This window comes from Haloarchaeobius sp. FL176, assembly GCF_024609245.1.
Taxonomy (GTDB): Archaea; Halobacteriota; Halobacteria; order Halobacteriales; family Natrialbaceae; genus Haloarchaeobius.
In genome coordinates this window covers 215,211-229,565 of sequence record NZ_JANJYH010000003.1, presented here as the reverse complement: position 1 = coordinate 229,565, position 14,355 = coordinate 215,211, and the positions used below count along the sequence as shown (strand labels likewise).

The 14,355-nt window shown below is 67.1% G+C and carries 18 protein-coding genes; 7 read left to right on the top strand and 11 right to left on the bottom strand.

Features of this window, described 5'->3' with window-relative positions; genetic code table 11:
- The 3 genes from NO978_RS07310 to NO978_RS07300 form a co-directional block, all read right to left on the bottom strand.
- Window positions 1-438, bottom strand: coding sequence for an SHOCT domain-containing protein (locus NO978_RS07310; protein WP_257298893.1), 438 nt, complete (start codon window positions 436-438; stop codon window positions 1-3).
- Between the two features lie 44 nt (window positions 439-482).
- Window positions 483-1,829: an alkaline phosphatase family protein gene (locus NO978_RS07305; protein ID WP_257298892.1), complete on the bottom strand. Its 1,347-nt coding sequence runs from the start codon at window positions 1,827-1,829 to the stop codon at window positions 483-485.
- A 362-nt stretch (window positions 1,830-2,191) separates the two neighbouring features.
- Window positions 2,192-2,725 carry an inorganic diphosphatase gene (locus tag NO978_RS07300; RefSeq protein ID WP_257298891.1) on the bottom strand — a complete coding sequence of 178 codons (534 nt, stop codon included), beginning with the start codon at window positions 2,723-2,725 and terminating at the stop codon, window positions 2,192-2,194.
- A 234-nt stretch (window positions 2,726-2,959) separates the two neighbouring features.
- Here NO978_RS07300 and NO978_RS07295 point away from each other — a divergent pair, with 234 nt between their 5' ends.
- Complete coding sequence (locus tag NO978_RS07295) at window positions 2,960-3,310, top strand: PadR family transcriptional regulator (RefSeq protein ID WP_089731436.1); 351 nt, start codon at window positions 2,960-2,962, stop codon at window positions 3,308-3,310.
- 40 nt (window positions 3,311-3,350) lie between these two features.
- Here NO978_RS07295 and NO978_RS07290 read toward each other — a convergent pair whose 3' ends face one another.
- Together NO978_RS07290 and rnhA are read right to left on the bottom strand one after the other, a co-directional pair.
- Window positions 3,351-3,956, bottom strand: coding sequence for a rnhA operon protein (locus NO978_RS07290; RefSeq protein WP_257298890.1), 606 nt, complete (start codon window positions 3,954-3,956; stop codon window positions 3,351-3,353).
- A 12-nt stretch (window positions 3,957-3,968) separates the two neighbouring features.
- On the bottom strand, window positions 3,969-4,562 hold the full coding sequence (gene rnhA / locus NO978_RS07285; RefSeq protein ID WP_257298889.1) for a ribonuclease HI: 594 nt from the start codon (window positions 4,560-4,562) through the stop codon (window positions 3,969-3,971).
- Window positions 4,563-4,737: 175 nt separating this feature from the next.
- Between rnhA and NO978_RS07280 the strand changes: the two genes are divergently transcribed.
- The 4 genes from NO978_RS07280 to nreA all read left to right on the top strand — a co-directional run bounded on the left by NO978_RS07280 (window position 4,738) and on the right by nreA (window position 8,177).
- Complete coding sequence (locus tag NO978_RS07280; RefSeq protein ID WP_257298888.1) at window positions 4,738-5,700, top strand: transcription initiation factor IIB family protein; 963 nt, start codon at window positions 4,738-4,740, stop codon at window positions 5,698-5,700.
- 106 nt (window positions 5,701-5,806) lie between these two features.
- Window positions 5,807-6,238, top strand: a complete 432-nt coding sequence (locus tag NO978_RS07275; RefSeq protein WP_257298887.1) for a hypothetical protein — start codon at window positions 5,807-5,809, stop codon at window positions 6,236-6,238.
- Window positions 6,172-6,732: a hypothetical protein gene (locus NO978_RS07270; protein WP_257298886.1), complete on the top strand. Its 561-nt coding sequence runs from the start codon at window positions 6,172-6,174 to the stop codon at window positions 6,730-6,732. The genes NO978_RS07275 and NO978_RS07270 overlap by 67 nt, the downstream gene beginning before the upstream one ends.
- Window positions 6,733-6,872: 140 nt before the next feature.
- Window positions 6,873-8,177 carry a DNA repair protein NreA gene (gene nreA / locus NO978_RS07265; protein ID WP_257298885.1) on the top strand — a complete coding sequence of 435 codons (1,305 nt, stop codon included), beginning with the start codon at window positions 6,873-6,875 and terminating at the stop codon, window positions 8,175-8,177.
- Between the two features lie 24 nt (window positions 8,178-8,201).
- Here the strand turns inward: nreA and NO978_RS07260 are convergent, their stop codons facing one another.
- From NO978_RS07260 to NO978_RS07250, 3 genes are all read right to left on the bottom strand, one after another.
- Window positions 8,202-8,666: a DUF302 domain-containing protein gene (locus tag NO978_RS07260; protein ID WP_257298884.1), complete on the bottom strand. Its 465-nt coding sequence runs from the start codon at window positions 8,664-8,666 to the stop codon at window positions 8,202-8,204.
- Window positions 8,667-8,702: 36 nt separating this feature from the next.
- On the bottom strand, window positions 8,703-9,302 hold the full coding sequence (locus NO978_RS07255) for a CPBP family intramembrane glutamic endopeptidase (protein ID WP_369684125.1): 600 nt from the start codon (window positions 9,300-9,302) through the stop codon (window positions 8,703-8,705).
- Window positions 9,303-9,441: 139 nt separating this feature from the next.
- The gene (locus NO978_RS07250) at window positions 9,442-9,732 is read right to left on the bottom strand and encodes a DUF5789 family protein (protein WP_257298882.1); all 291 of its coding nucleotides are present in this window, start codon (window positions 9,730-9,732) and stop codon (window positions 9,442-9,444) included.
- Window positions 9,733-9,825: 93 nt separating this feature from the next.
- On the opposite strand from NO978_RS07250, the gene NO978_RS07245 reads away from it, so the two are divergent.
- Window positions 9,826-10,788: a hypothetical protein gene (locus tag NO978_RS07245; protein WP_257298881.1), complete on the top strand. Its 963-nt coding sequence runs from the start codon at window positions 9,826-9,828 to the stop codon at window positions 10,786-10,788.
- Here NO978_RS07245 and NO978_RS07240 read toward each other — a convergent pair.
- The 3 genes from NO978_RS07240 to NO978_RS07230 are packed head-to-tail and all read right to left on the bottom strand — an operon-like array spanning window position 10,785 to window position 13,437.
- Window positions 10,785-11,264: a Mut7-C RNAse domain-containing protein gene (locus NO978_RS07240; RefSeq protein WP_257298880.1), complete on the bottom strand. Its 480-nt coding sequence runs from the start codon at window positions 11,262-11,264 to the stop codon at window positions 10,785-10,787. The genes NO978_RS07245 and NO978_RS07240 overlap by 4 nt on opposite strands.
- The gene (gene polX, locus NO978_RS07235) at window positions 11,264-13,003 is read right to left on the bottom strand and encodes a DNA polymerase/3'-5' exonuclease PolX (RefSeq protein WP_257298879.1); all 1,740 of its coding nucleotides are present in this window, start codon (window positions 13,001-13,003) and stop codon (window positions 11,264-11,266) included. Before polX ends, NO978_RS07240 begins: the two co-directional genes overlap by 1 nt.
- Complete coding sequence (locus tag NO978_RS07230; protein WP_257298878.1) at window positions 13,000-13,437, bottom strand: DUF5788 family protein; 438 nt, start codon at window positions 13,435-13,437, stop codon at window positions 13,000-13,002. Before NO978_RS07230 ends, polX begins: the two co-directional genes overlap by 4 nt.
- 540 nt (window positions 13,438-13,977) lie before the next feature.
- Here NO978_RS07230 and NO978_RS07225 point away from each other — a divergent pair.
- Window positions 13,978-14,355: a hypothetical protein gene (locus NO978_RS07225; RefSeq protein ID WP_257298877.1), complete on the top strand. Its 378-nt coding sequence runs from the start codon at window positions 13,978-13,980 to the stop codon at window positions 14,353-14,355.

The following is a 14,355-nucleotide window of genomic DNA, read 5'->3' as shown; positions in this document are numbered from 1 at the left end:
CTACTCGCGTTCGAGCTCGCGGTCGTCGTTCGGTCGCGCCTCGCCAGTGCGGTCGATTCTGGCACGGGCGTCCTCCAGCGTCTCCGTCTCGAGCAGGTTCTCGAGCTTGTTCTCGAACTGCTCCTCGGAGAGTTCGCCCTGCGCGTAGCGCTGCCGGAGCGTCTCGAGCGCGTCGCGCTTCGAGTCGGGCACTCGCTCGTCGGTCCGTCCGTTCGGCGTGTTCGCCGTCCGACGGTCGGTCTCGTCGAGCACCTCGGTCCCGTCGTCCTCGTCGAAGAGGATAGCGACGATGGGGAGGACGACGGTGTAGCCGATGACGAAGATGAGCCACCAGTTCGGCACGCCGAGGAAGAGGCCGAGCAATCCCGCTCCGAGGACGAGCAGCGAGGTTATCGCGGAGGCGTTTCCCTGGGAGTCACTGTCGTCGCCCGGCGCCATGACCGTTCGTTGGTGGAATCGTCGCAAAAACGTTCCGACAGGGCTCAGGCGAGCGAGCCGCCGTCGAACTCGCTGCGCTCGTAGTCGACGTCCATCAGGTCGAGGATGGTCGGGGTGATGTCGTAGAGGTCCGCGTCGGTGATGCTCACGTCGGCGTCGTCGGCGAACAGCGCGGCGTTGTCGAAGCTGTGCATCCCGTTGCGCGCCTCCTTCCCGAACACGTCGTCGTGGCCCTTGAACCCGGCCTTGAGGTCGAAGCCGTGGTTCGGGATGACGACGAGGTCGGGCGCGATGGCGTCGTGGTCGCCGCGGAACGCCTGCTCCTTCTCGACGACGCGCTCGGCGACCGGCTCGCCGTTCGGTCCCTCCAGGGCTTCGAGCTCGGCCTTGAGCTCGTCGCGGACCGCCTCGTACTCCTCTTCGGGGACGCTGCCGCGCGGCTCGCGCCCCTCGAGGTTGAGATAGACGCGGCCGGGGATGAACGAGTAGGCGCGCGTCTCGTCGCTGATGTCGTCGAGCGCTCCGGGCTCGTCGCTGTCGAAGGAGAGCCAGCCCTCGCGGCGGAGCCACTCGTTGAGGTGGACCTCGTGGTCGAGGGTGGTGAAGCCGTGGTCGGACGCGACGAGCATCGTCACGTCGTCGGGGAGCGCGTCGCGGAGCTTCCCGATGTACTCGTCGACCGTGCGGTAGAACTCGAGGAACTCCTCGCTGTACTCGCCGTCGCGTTCGTAGTGCTCGAACAGGAAGTGGTTGATCCGGTCGGTCGTCATGAACACGCCGAAGAAGAGGTCCCAGTCGTCCTTCTGGACGTAGTGTTCGAACGCCTCGAAGCGCTTCTCGAGCGTCTCGTGGGCGTTCTCGACGAACGCGGACTTGTCGTCGTCGTGGCCGAGCTTGGCGTTCACGTCGAGGTTGTAGTCGATGGAGTCGAGGTACTCCTGTAGCTCCTCGGGCTGTGCCGCCTTCGTCATATCGTCGACGGAGAGGAAGCCGGATACCTGCCGCTGGACGTTCCGCTGTGGCGGGAACGTCACGGGGACGTTCAGGACGGTCGCGTCGCGGCCGTCCTCCTGGACGCGATCCCAGAGCCGTTTCGCCTGCACGTCGTCGCCCATCGGCACGTACGTGTCGTAGGTACCGGTCTCGCGGTCCTGGAAGCCGTAGACACCCGTCTCACCGGGGTTGACGCCGGTGGTCAGCGACGGCCAGCACGCACTCGACTCCGGCGGAACGATGCTCTCGATGGCAGCGGCGCTGCCCTCGCGAGCGATCTGGTTGAGGTTCGGGAACACGTCCTCGTTGTCGGCGACGAGGCTGTACGGCACGCCGTCGATACCGAAGAAAGCGACGCGTGGGGCGTCGTCACCGCGCAACCTATCGAAGAGACCCATAGCTCACCGTACTGGTGATGGATACAAGAAGCTTCTTTTCACCTGTAGCGCCGCCGGCGCTCGTCGATGGCGGCAAGAACGGCTACCGGTCGTCCCGCTCGAAGTTCGTGGGAACGACTGTGACGTGCGAGAGCCCGACCGTCGCGTCCTCGTCGTCGTCCTCGTGGTGGTCGGTCGTGGGAGTCGTGGTGTTGGTAGCCATCACGGGTGGAGTTACGGCAGGAACCCGGATAAGATTACCCATGCTCATAATTTATCGTGCGATAGCCTCGCATAACCGGTGTGTATCCCGCGGGGGTCGCGCCGCTTCCTGGTCGTCCGATACACCGGTGAAACCAAGAACTGTGTCGGCCTCGGTGTCGTTACTGGAACTCGTCCTCGTAGAGGTCCATCGCGTGCTCGATGGCCTCCTTCGCGGCGGCCTTGTCCTCCCAGCCCAGCGTCTCGACTTCCTTGCCCTCCTCGAGGTTCTTGTAGGTCGCGAAGAACTCGTCTATCTCGTCGAGCTGCTGCTGCGGGATGTCCTCGAGATCCTCGATGTGGTCGTAGCGCGGGTCCTCCGTCGGGACCGCGATGACCTTGTCGTCCTGCTCGCCGTCGTCGTCCATCTTCATCAGGGCGACCGGGCGCGCCTCGACGATGCAGCCGGGGAACGTCTGGTCCTCCACGAGGACGAGGACGTCGAACGGGTCCTCGTCGTCGTAGTACGACTGCGGGATGAAACCGTAGTCGGAGGGGTAGTGGACGTTGCTGTGGAGGACTCGGTCGAGGACGACGCCAGGGACGTCCTTGTCGTACTCGTACTTGTTCCGCTCGCCCTTCAGACACTCGACGACCGCGTAGATCTCTTCCGGCGGGTTCGGACCCGTCTCGAGGTCTTCCCAGAGGTTCGTCATACGTTCCGGCGTGGGACTGGCCGGGTCAAAGTCCTTTCGTCTCGATATCGTAGGTCCGTTTCGCACGGTTTCGGCCGGAACGTGGGGCTCTCACCGACCCCCTAATCACCGTTCGCACCTTCGATCCGAACTGGACGCTGTCTGATTCTTTACTCACTACAACTAAACGTAAATAGCTGCGAATACAACGAATAGTTGAGAAGTGTTAAATAGCTCGATGACATTAATGTAACCATGTCAGAGGCACAAACAGTCACCGGTCAGCAGGGCATTGCACGCGAACTCACCGCGTTCCAGCACAATATCCTCGTGATTCTGGCGAAGGAGCCCATGTACGGGCTCGCGATCAAGCGGGAGCTGGAGGAGTACTACGGCACCGAGGTCAACCACGGCCGCCTGTACCCCAACCTCGACGAACTCGTCGGGCTCGGGCTCATCGACAAGAGCGAACTGGACAAGCGCACGAACCAGTACGAGCTGACCGAGGACGGCTACGACGCGGTCATGGACCAGGTCGAGTGGACACTCGAGAACATTGCGACCGAAGAAGAGCGTGCGGACGACATCCGGGCCATCCTCGAGTAACGACCGAACTGCGGCTCTTGCGGTCGACGCGGGAGGCGGACTACGACCCGGGCACCCGTTCTCCTGCCGTCTCGTACACCAGTTCGAGCGACCGCTCCACGACTTCTGTCTGTTCCTCGCTGGGCCACGCGTTGCGCGGGAAGTACTCGTCGAGGAACTCCTCCATCTCCGTCTCGGTGAGTGACTCGACGGGCTTCGCGTAGTGGTTCCCGGCGAAGTCGGCGAACGCCGTCGCGTTCCGCCCGTGTACCTCGCCGTGGTCCTCGCGGACCTGCTCGACGAGCTCTCGGTTGTGCCGGTCGACAGCGCGCCACTCGTCGGGGTCTCCGGGCCCGGAGAGTGGAATCTCCACCGCACGGTCGGTGTCCTCGATTCGGTCCATCTGCACGACGCCGTCCTCGAGCCATTCCTGGGGATGGCAGACGAGCGTCGCCTCGTCGTCGTGCCGGACGCGCGCTGCGTAGTCGAACTCGTCCACGAGCTCGGCCCGCCGTTCGCGGTACGCCTCGGCCTCCGCGTCGTCGACGGTCTCTCGCGCGAGGCGGGACAGCCGCTCGGCCTGCTCGACGACCGACCGGGGAAGTTCGGTTCCGTGCTGCTCGTCCGCCGCTATGTCACCACTCGAAGTGTTATCTTTCTCTGACATTGGCACGTCTTCTCAGGCTTCGTCGAGAGCCTCGTTGGCCAGTTCGTCCGCGCGCTCGTTAATCTCACGGGGGACGTGGCTGATGGTCCAGGAGTCGAAATTCGACAGCAGTTCGTGGACCGAGACCCGCTTCTCCCGGAGCGTCGGGTCGTTCGCGTTGTACTCTCCGCGCACCTGCTTGACGATGAGTTCGGAGTCTCCACGGATCTCGACCTCGTCGTAGCCGTAGTCTACGGCGACCTCGAGCACCCGCAGGAGCGCCTCGTACTCGGCCTGGTTGTTCGTCGCGTTCCCGATACGCTCGCCACCCTCGGCGGCGATACCGTCGCTCGTCACGACGACCCAGCCGACGGCGGCCGGACCGGGGTTCCCGCGTGACGCACCGTCGAAGTAGCAGTGGGCGCGGCCGCTCCCGTCAGTGAGGAGGGCCTCGATGTCCGCCGGGCGGCCCCCCTGGATGACGACCTTTTCGTCGTACGCGACGGCGGAGGCATCCCCGTACTCCGCCCGCCAGCGCTCGTGGTCGGTGTTCCCCTCGGTGACCGTGGCCCCGGCAGCCTCCAGGGTCTCGCGGGCCGCCTCGACGTCGCACTCGATGACCGGCATTGACCGAAGGTCACCGAACCTCGGGTATAACGGTTCTGATTCCGATTTTGTGTCAGATAAAACCACATCACGCAGTCGTGCGATTACTTTCGTTCCACCGGGTTGTGTCCCCGTAACAGCCGACAGATATCCACCGAGGGTTTAAGTGTTTGGGATATACTACTATAAAAGTGCGATGACACGGTCCACCCGCCAGCGGGAGCGAGAAACCGAGACCGAGACGTCGGACGAGCAGGAGGGAGTGAGGGAGTGTCCCGAATGCAGTTCCGAGAACCTGGTCAAGAGTTCCGACAGGGGCGAACTCGTCTGCGACGACTGCGGGCTCGTCGTCGAGGAGGAGAAGATCGACCCCGGTCCGGAGTGGCGAGCGTTCAACCACCAGGAGCGCCAGGAGAAGTCTCGCGTCGGAGCCCCGACAACGCAGACGATGCACGACAAGGGGTTGACGACGACCATCGACTGGAAAGACAAGGACGCGTACGGCCGTTCTATCTCCTCGAAGAAGCGGAGCCAGATGCACCGGCTCCGCAAGTGGCAGGAACGCATCAGAACCAAGGACGCGGGGGAGCGGAACCTGCAGTTCGCGCTCAGCGAGATCGACCGGATGGCCAGCGCACTGGGCGTCCCACGCTCGGTCCGCGAGGTCGCGTCGGTCATCTACCGGCGTGCGCTCAACGAGGACCTCATCCGTGGCCGCTCCATCGAAGGCGTCGCGACGAGCGCCCTCTACGCCGCCTGCCGAAAGGAGGGTATCCCGCGCAGTCTCGAGGAGATTTCGGAGGTCTCGCGGGTAGAGCGGAAGGAGATCGGGCGCACGTACCGATACATCTCCCAGGAACTCGGCCTGGAGATGCGCCCCGTCGACCCGAAGAAGTACGTCCCCCGTTTCTGCTCCGAACTCGAACTCTCCGAAGAAGTACAGACCAAGGCCAACGAGATTATCGAGACGACCGCCGAGAAGGGGTTGCTCTCCGGCAAGTCGCCGACCGGCTACGCCGCCGCCGCGATCTACGCGGCCTCGCTGCTGTGCAACGAGAAGAAGACGCAGCGCGAAGTCGCCGACGTGGCACAGGTGACGGAGGTCACGATCCGGAACCGCTACCAGGAGCAGATCGAAGCGATGGGTATCCACAGCTAGGCCCACACCGCCACCTGCCCGTTCTTTCGACCACCACGCCGGCAGCCCCGACTGACCGGACCCTGCGACACAACGCTTACCGAGTGGCCGACCGATGTTCTCCACGATGGTGCTACTCGTCGGAACCTTCGACGGCCTCTTCGCCCTCAACGAGGACGGGACGGGTCCGGAGCGACAGCTGGACGCGACCATCCATCGGCTTCACGCGGTCGAGGACGGCTGTATCGCGGCCACCGAGACCGGGCTCTACCGGACGACGGACGGCCGCACCTGGGACCACGTCGCCGAGTTCCCGGGTGCCGTGGTCGCGACGGCAGTCAGCCCCGACAGTGACCGGTGGTACGTGGGGACCGACCACGCTGCCGTCCACCTCTCCACCGACGATGGTGCGAGCTCGACGCCCTCCAGTCGCTCCCCGACCGCGAGCGCTGGCGCGACCGTGCGCCCGGTGACGACGCGAGCGTCCGGACGATGGCGGTCCATCAGGACGCACCCGAGCGGCTCGCCGTCGGTATCGAGCCCGGCGGCGTCTACCTGAGTGTCGACGGCGGCGAGACTTGGTCTGCCCGCTCCGCGGGCGTCCACGACGACGTCCACCACCTGCTCGCGCTCGGAGCAGACGAGTACGTCGCCGCCTGTGGGAACGGGCTCTATCGGACTGACGACGCCGGTCGCACCTGGCTCAGGCAGGACACCGACTTCCGCGACTTCTGGTTCAACTACTTCCGTGAGAGTCACAGCCACGAGGGGACGCTCTACGCGAGCGCCAACGGGTGGGGCCCCGTGGCCCCGGGTGGCGCGCTGTTCGAGGTGGCCGACGACGGGACCGTCGAGCGGTACCCGTACCCCGGCGAGAACGAGTCGTTCGTCATCTCGTGGGCTGTGCAGGACGGGACAGTGTACGCCGGCACGATGGACGTCCGAGACGGCTTCGGCCAGTACGAGCCGGCCCGCATCCTGCGCCGGGAGGAGCGTGGCTGGTTCGAGTCCGGAACGGTCCCCGCGGGGGCGCGGACCCTCGCGACGGTTTAACTGCGATGGCGGGGTCACCCCCGGCGTGTCCTGATCACGGACCGACTGCGGAAAGCGACTGTGCGACACGTCGCAGTCGGGCGGTTTTCGGTGTCGCCTGTCCGCCAGATTGAAGCGCGTCCTCGCCGTATCTTCCTCGAATGCGGCTCGACGACTACATCGAGGGGATGGAACCCGACGAGTCGGCCCGCCGTCGGCAGCTCGCCGAGGAGAAGTCCTACGCCATCACCGAGTACCTGGAGGACTTCCAGTCGCGGTTCGAGGAGACGGTACAGGGCGACTCGCTGTACGGAGCGACGGCACCCTCCATCTTCGTCGGCCGGACGAACTACCCCAACGTCTCGACCGGACTGCTCTCGCCCGTCGCGGAGGGCGACCCGACCGACTTCGTCACCGACGGTCAGTGGTACCAGCAGGGCCTCGGCGTCGGTGACGTCGTCGAGCGGCGCACCGGCCTGCTCAACTCCCGTCGGCGCGCGAACGTCAACGTCGAGGACGTCTGGGACGGCTTCGTCGGCGTCCAGCGCGAGGTCGCCATCGCGGGCGACCCCGTGGACGTCGAGATCGGCCTCGACGGCAAACTCGACCTCGACCTCGACGTAGGCGAGGGCGTGGCGACGCCGACCGGCCCGAGCGCCAGCGCCACCTCCGTCGACCTCACCGAGAACCCCTACGTCCCCCGTCCGGTGAAGAAGACGCTGGAGGACGACGACTGGCAGGCCCAGGGGGCGATGACGTACCTCTACCGGCGCGGCCTCGACGTGTACGACATCAACCGCGTCCTCTCCGCTGGCGCGCTCGGCCAGGGCGAGAACCGCCGGCTCGTCCCGACGCGCTGGTCCATCACGGCGGTCGACGACACCATCGGCCAGTACCTCCGCGGTCAGCTCCGGCACGCCCCGAGCGTCGACAGCGTCGAGGTCCGGATGAACGAGTACATGGGCAACCGCTTCTGGGTCGTCCTCGCGCCCGGGCAGTGGGAGTTCGAACTCGTCGAGATGAAGGCGCCGGGGAGCGTCTGGAACCCCGACCCGACCGGCGACATCTGGATGGGGAGTGCCTCGGAGGGATACGAGGGCCGCACCGGCTACGTCGACGAGACCGCCGGTGCGTACTACGCCAGCCGCCTCGGCGTCCTCGAACACCTCGCAGAGCGCGGCCGGCAGGCGAAATGCCTCGTGCTCCGGGAGGTCAGCGACGACTACTGGGCGCCCGTCGGCGTCTGGCAGGTGCGCGAGAGCGTCCGGAACGCCTTCGACGGGACGCCGTGGCACAGTGTCGACGAGGACGCCCTGGACGACTCGCTCGCCGGCGAGCACGGCGAGGCGGAGACGTTCCACGGTGCGGTCCGCACCATCGCACAGCGGCTCCCCGTCTCATACAACCGGCTCCGCCGGAAGTCGGACCTCGTCGCCGGCGTCCAGAGTTCGCTGGGTGACTTCTAGAAGAGCGACTCGCGACGACCGCGCTCAGGCGCTGTCGAGGTTCTCGAACGCGGCCTCGACGAGCTCGCCGGTGTCGGCGATCAGCTCCTCCCAGTCTTCGTCCTGTGGCGCCATCCCCAGCAGCGGCGCGATCTTCATGATCGAGACGTGGTAGACGTGCTGTCGACCGGGCTCCGCCTCCCAGACGACGACGTTACACGGCATCAGTCCGCCGAGCTCCGGGCTCATGTCGAGCCCGCGGTCGGCCATCTCCGGGTTGCAGGCCCCGAGGACGTAGTACGGGTCGCGGTCGGCACCGATCTTCTCGGCGAGCATGTCGGAGACGGAGAACTCGACCGCGACGCCGAAACCAGCCTCGGCGAACGCCTCGCGGACGTGCTCGATGGCCTCCTCGTGTCCCATCTCGAGTGTGGCCTGCTTCTTGCCGATCTCGTCGTCGCTCGGAGTCTGGAGTTCGACGTCGCTGTCGTCGTTGGATTCGAGTGCCATAGTTCGACAGGCGGTGCGGACGGACAAAAACGTATGCTACAGCGCGAAGGGCAACCACTCCAGCCAGCTGGACACCGTCTCCGGCGGGATGACCGGGTCGTGGATGACCAGCCAGTCGAGCAGCACCAGCCCGGCCCCGTGGGCGAAGACCGAGGGCAAGATGGAGCCGCTCTTGTAGTCGACCGCGCCGAACAGCACGTCCGTCGGCCCGGAGAGTAGCAGCTCTATCGGGGGTTTGGCGATGTGATGTACCGCGTAGATCACGGGGCTGATGAACGCGGCCTTGATGCCGAATCGTTCGCCGACGCCCACACAGAGCAAGCCACGGTAGTACGTCTCGACGGCGACGACGAGCGCGAACTGCTTGGCGGCGTGGGCGGCAAAGGCCCCGGGCTCGCGGAGTTCGGCGGCCGTCGCCCACATCGGATAGTACGCACGGATCGACGGCAGCGACGAGCCGACGAGGTAGAACGGGAAGACGAACAGCGCGAGCAGTGCGGCGTTTCGCACCGCGGTGCGGTCGATACGGTAGCCGATGTCCTTGCCGTAGTACGCCGCGAGGGCCATCGGCCCGCAGAAGAAGATGAGACCGTCGACGACGAGCCGCTGGTCCAGCCCGGGCTGGTGGAACGTCATCCAGAGTATCGAGAGGGCCGCGCCGACGACGAGCGACTTCGCGGTCCAGGAGAGACGCGACCAGCGCAGGGACGCCAGTCTGGGACGGAGCCAGTCGACGGCCGTGGTGACGATACCGGCGTCCTGGCTCGACACGGCTCTACTCGTCCGCGGTCGCGACGGGGCCGCGACCGACGACGTCGCGGACGGCTTCCTCGAACTCCTGGCGCTTCTCGAAGTACGTGATGTCCACGTCTTCGAGCGCCGCGGAGAGTTCGGTCGGCCCGTCGGGCGTCCGGATGACGGCGTCGCCCTCGAGGGTCTCCAGTCGGCTCTTCTTGATGGGCCAGGTCAGGCGGGACGTGACTCGTGCGAGCGGTGCGCCCTCGACGGGCTGGCCCTCGCCGAGCTCGACGGCGGGTTCTGCGTCTGCTTCCTCCTCGTCAGCCATGGTCGGGGCTTTGCAACCGCGTCGATTCAACCTTTCGCTTCCGACCCCGATGTCTGACGTACTGTTTTGTGGTGGGAGGCCCAACACGGGTCCATGACCAGTCTCGCGGACGTGTACGAAGACAACGTCGGGGAGGTCGACGACCTCCGGCGTTTCTACCTGGGGGTCGCGCTGTTCGCGGCCGGGGCGTTGCTCACGGTGGTGGGCATCCTCGTCGGGGGAACCGACCTGCTCGGTGCGGTCGGCGTGGGCGTCTACGACGCCCGGAAGGTCGCCGGGGTGCTCGGCGGGCTCGGCGTCCCGGCGGTGCTCGTGGGCGTGTTCACCGTCCTGCCGGCGAGCAAACGCATCCGGGCTGCCGCGGCCATCGGGGCGAGCCTCTGCGTGCTCGGCGTCGCGCTGTTCTGGTACGCCTACCCGGCGTACTGGGTGACGGGCCCGCAGGAGCGCACGGGACTCACCCTGCTCGTCGCGGCGGTGTACTCCTTCGGCGTCTTCGCCTCCATCGGCTGCCTGTTCAGTGCCGTCGTGACGTTCAAGACGCGCAACGACCCGGGCGGCACCGTCACGATGGAGGTCACTCGCGAGGGCGAGACCCGCGTCGTCGAGGTACCGGCCGAGCACGCCGAGCAGGCGGCCCGGGGTGGCGTCGGGATGTTCGGCGCGGACCCCGACGGCTCGGTCGAGACGCAGACGAACCAGCCCGCGTCGGGCCCGGCATCGTCGTCAGCGAGTGGGACAGGCGGGGCTCCGAACGCCACGTCCCGAGCGTCTCCCGGTGCTTCCTCGCCCGGACTCGGTGCCGGGGGCACGGCGACGAGCGACGGCGGGGCGTCGACGCAGGACATCCAGTCGCCGATGGACGGCTACGACGACGGCGAGGTGCTCCAGTCGGGGGACAGCCGACAGGAGAAGAGCCTCGCGGACCGCTACTGCGGTAACTGCCAGCACTTCGAGTACGTCCGGACGAACCGCGGGATGCAGCCCTACTGCGGCGCGCACAGCGAGGTCATGGACGACATGGAGGCGTGCCAGCAGTGGGAACCGAACAACTAGCCGTCAACTGCCCTCTCGCCTGACGACTCTCGCACGTCCGAAAGCGTCGCCGCCATCCGGTCCCAGTGACTCCCCTTCCAGAACCGCTGGCCACAGTCCCGACAGCGCCAGACCGGTGCGACATCGTCGGGGACGTACTCGGGGCGGTCGGCCGAATCGTCGGCCTCCACCCGGGCGAGCCGACCGTTGCACCGGCCGCAGTGGACTGGTTCCGCGGCGGGAGTGAGGTCGACCCCTGCGGCAGCGAGTTCCCGGAGCTGTGGCTCTGTCTCGCGTTCCCGGAGCAGAATCGACCGTTCGGCCCGCGTGGCGAGGTATTCGTCACGGGTGACGAGGCTGCGGTGCTCCCCGGTCGCGAGCGCGAGCACGGCGTCGTCGGCCTCCACGTCCCGGTCCAGCGCGTAGAGCGTGTCGTGGCCGCAGAGCCGCAGGTACGTCGCGAGGTTGCCGAGCATCGCGTCGAGGAGGTACCGCATCAGTGCAGGAACTCACGGACGCCGTCGGCATCACGCGTGTTCAGTACGTCGGCGGCCTCGGCCCAGCCGCGCCGGGCGGTGTGGACGCCGAAGCGGACGTATCCGAACGACGGCGTGCGGTGGGCGTCGGTGTCGATGGCGATCGTCGCGCCGGCGTCGACGGCGGCCTTCACGGGGCCGCCGGAGAGGTCGAGCCGGTGCGGGTCGCTGTTGATCTCCAGTGCGACGCCCGCCCGCGCGGCGGCCTCGGCGAGCGCCTCGGCGTCGACGTCCAGGCCGGAGCGCTGGTTCAGCAGCCTGCCGGTCGGATGGCCGAGGATGTCGACGGCGGGATGCTCCATCGCGCGGACGAGTCGGTCGGTACCGTCGCCGTCGAGCGCGGCGTGCGGCGACGCGACGACCACGTCAAGCTCGGCGAGCACGTCGTCGTCGACGGAGAGGTCGCCGTCGGCGGTGATGTTCGCCTCGACGCCCGTGAACACCTCGACGTCGTAGTCGTCGGCGACGTCCCGAATCCGGTCCGCCTGCGCCAGCAGCTCCTCGTCGGGGACGCCGACGCCCCCGACGACGCCCGGACCGGTCGCGTGGTCGGTGACGGCGATGTAGTCGTGGCCGAAGGCGGCCGCCCCGTCGAGCATCGACCCGATGGACTCCGCGCCGTCTGACCAGTCGGTGTGGGTGTGGATATCTCCCTGGACGTCGTCCTCGGTCACGAGTTCGGGGAGTTCGTCGTCCGCGGCGGCAGCGATCTCCCCGCGGTCCTCCCGCATCTCGGGCGGAATCCTCGGGAGGCCGAGCGCGTCGTACATCGACGCCTCGTCGGTTCCGGCGACGCGGTCGCCGACCCGCTGGCCCGCGTCGGGGTCGGCAACCTCGCTCACGTCGAACGCGCCGTACTCGTTGAGCTTCAGGCCGCGGTCGATGGCGTAGTTGCGGAGGGCGACGTTGTGCGCCTTGCTGCCGGTGAAGTACTGGAGCGCGGAGCCGAACTCGTCGGGGACGACGACGCGGAGGTCGACGCGCATCCCGTCACTGCGCACGCTGGCCTTCTCGGTGCCGGCCTCGATGACGTCGTCGGTGCCGTCCCAGCCGAGGAAGGCGTCGATGGCGGCCGCACCGTCGTCGGTGCCGACGAGCACGTCGATGTCGCCGATGGTCGCGCGCCAGCGCCGCAGGGAACCCGCGACCTCGACGTGTGCGACCGGCGACGCGCCGGAGAGGTAGTCCACGAGGTCGTCCGCGAGCGGCCGGGCGTCCCCGAGCAGCGTCCGCTCGCCCGCCGACTTGGCGAACTCGATGTTCCCGAGGATGTTCTCCTCCGTCTTCGGCCCGAAGCCGTGCAGCTCGCGGATGCGCTCCGCGCGTGCGGCCGACTCGAGGTCTTCGAGGCTCCGGACGTCGAGCTCGTCGTACAGCGTCCCGACCGTCTTCGGCCCCACGCCCTCCACCCTGAGCAGGGCATCGAGGTCGACGGGATAGCGCTCTCGCAGCTCCTCTAGCTCGCCGATTTCGCCTGTCTCGGCATACTCCACCACCTTCGAGGAGATGGCGTCGCCGACGTGGTCGAGTTCGCTGATGGCGTCGGCACCCTCCGCGACGAGGTCGTCGAACGACCCCTGGTAGTCGCGGATGCTCTCTGCGGCGCGACGGTAGGCGTTCGGCTTGTACTCCACGTCGTCTGCTTCGAGCAGGTTCGCCATCTCCTCCAGTCGTGCGGCGACGTCGTCCTGTAGGCTCATGTTCGTGGTCCACCGCCCTCGTGGCCGAGGGCCTTCTTCAGGAAGTTCATCCAGCGTTTCTTGTCTGCGGCGTCCTTCGCGTCGGCTTCGGCCTCGATGTTCGTCGGGCCGAGGCTCTCCAACGCGTTCAGCGCGCGGTCCAGCCCGATGATGGCCTCGACAACCTCCTCGCCCTCCGTCCAGCTCATGTCGGCCCAGTCGTCCTCGAGGCGCTGCCGGCGCTGGAGCCGCTCGCGCCGCAGGTTCTTCTTCGCCTGCTGGACCCGCTCGCGCTCGCCCGCCGGGATGGTGTCCCGGCGCTTGATCTCGAAGACGAACGACTGCAGGTCGATGGGCTCGCCCTGCACGTCGATGCGCTCGGGGATGTCCGCGCCCACGGTCGCCCCCTCGCGGTCGACCCGGGCGAGCAGCTGCTTCTGTTCGTACGCTTTCACACACGGGAGTCGGGCCCGCGGGACCAAAAACTCCCACGCCGACGAGATCCGGGTACCGGTGCGCGGGGTCGTCTGTCCGCCCGGGTTTACAAATATTGCAACTCCTCGCCGGGGACATCGAGGAACCAGCCGTCGGCGCGCGGCTGGCGAGACTGCGCGAGCGCAACGAGCGGTCGAGCCGACACTCGTGGGGGATGAGCATCGTGGTTCGGGAGAGCGGAGCTCTCCCGTCCCCACTGGCAATTCCCGATTTCCGGGGACGCAGTCGGTTGGGGAGGTTCGAGGTGCGGTGCGGTCGCGGTGGGTGTCCCCGTGAGCGAGCCTGCCAGCGAACGGGGGCTCGTCGGACCGCAGGCCAGACGGTGGGACTTGCCGGGCGTTCGTGGTTCGGGCGATTCACGAGAGACAGACCGATACCCACGCTGCTTCCGCAGTTCGGCACACGAATCGAGATTCGAAACGGCACCCGAACTCGTTGACAGCTTGATATGGGTACGGTCGCATCTGCATGATAGGGGATACGAACTCCCCAGTCACGCCATGTCGACCACGAACCGAACCCGCAACCAGCCGAACCAGACCCGCCTCGACCTCTCACGGGCCGAGGAGTGGGTCGTCCACCACGTCGCGCTGTCCGCGCTGACGGACGACAGCGAGTCGCCCCACGTGCCACAGCCGTGGTGGGCACTCGAGACTGCGAAGAAACTCGAAGCTGGCGTGCGCTCGTTCACACAGTTCGAGGGCTGGCGACTTCGGGCCGAACTGCTCGCGTACGCCGCGCACCCGTCCCCCCCGGACGACGACGCGGCACACGCACGGACGGTTGGCGACCGTCTGCAACGCAGCTTCGCCCCGGCACCGCCCGCCATCGAGAACGACATGGCGGTCGATCAGGCACTTCGACCGGATCTACACTGA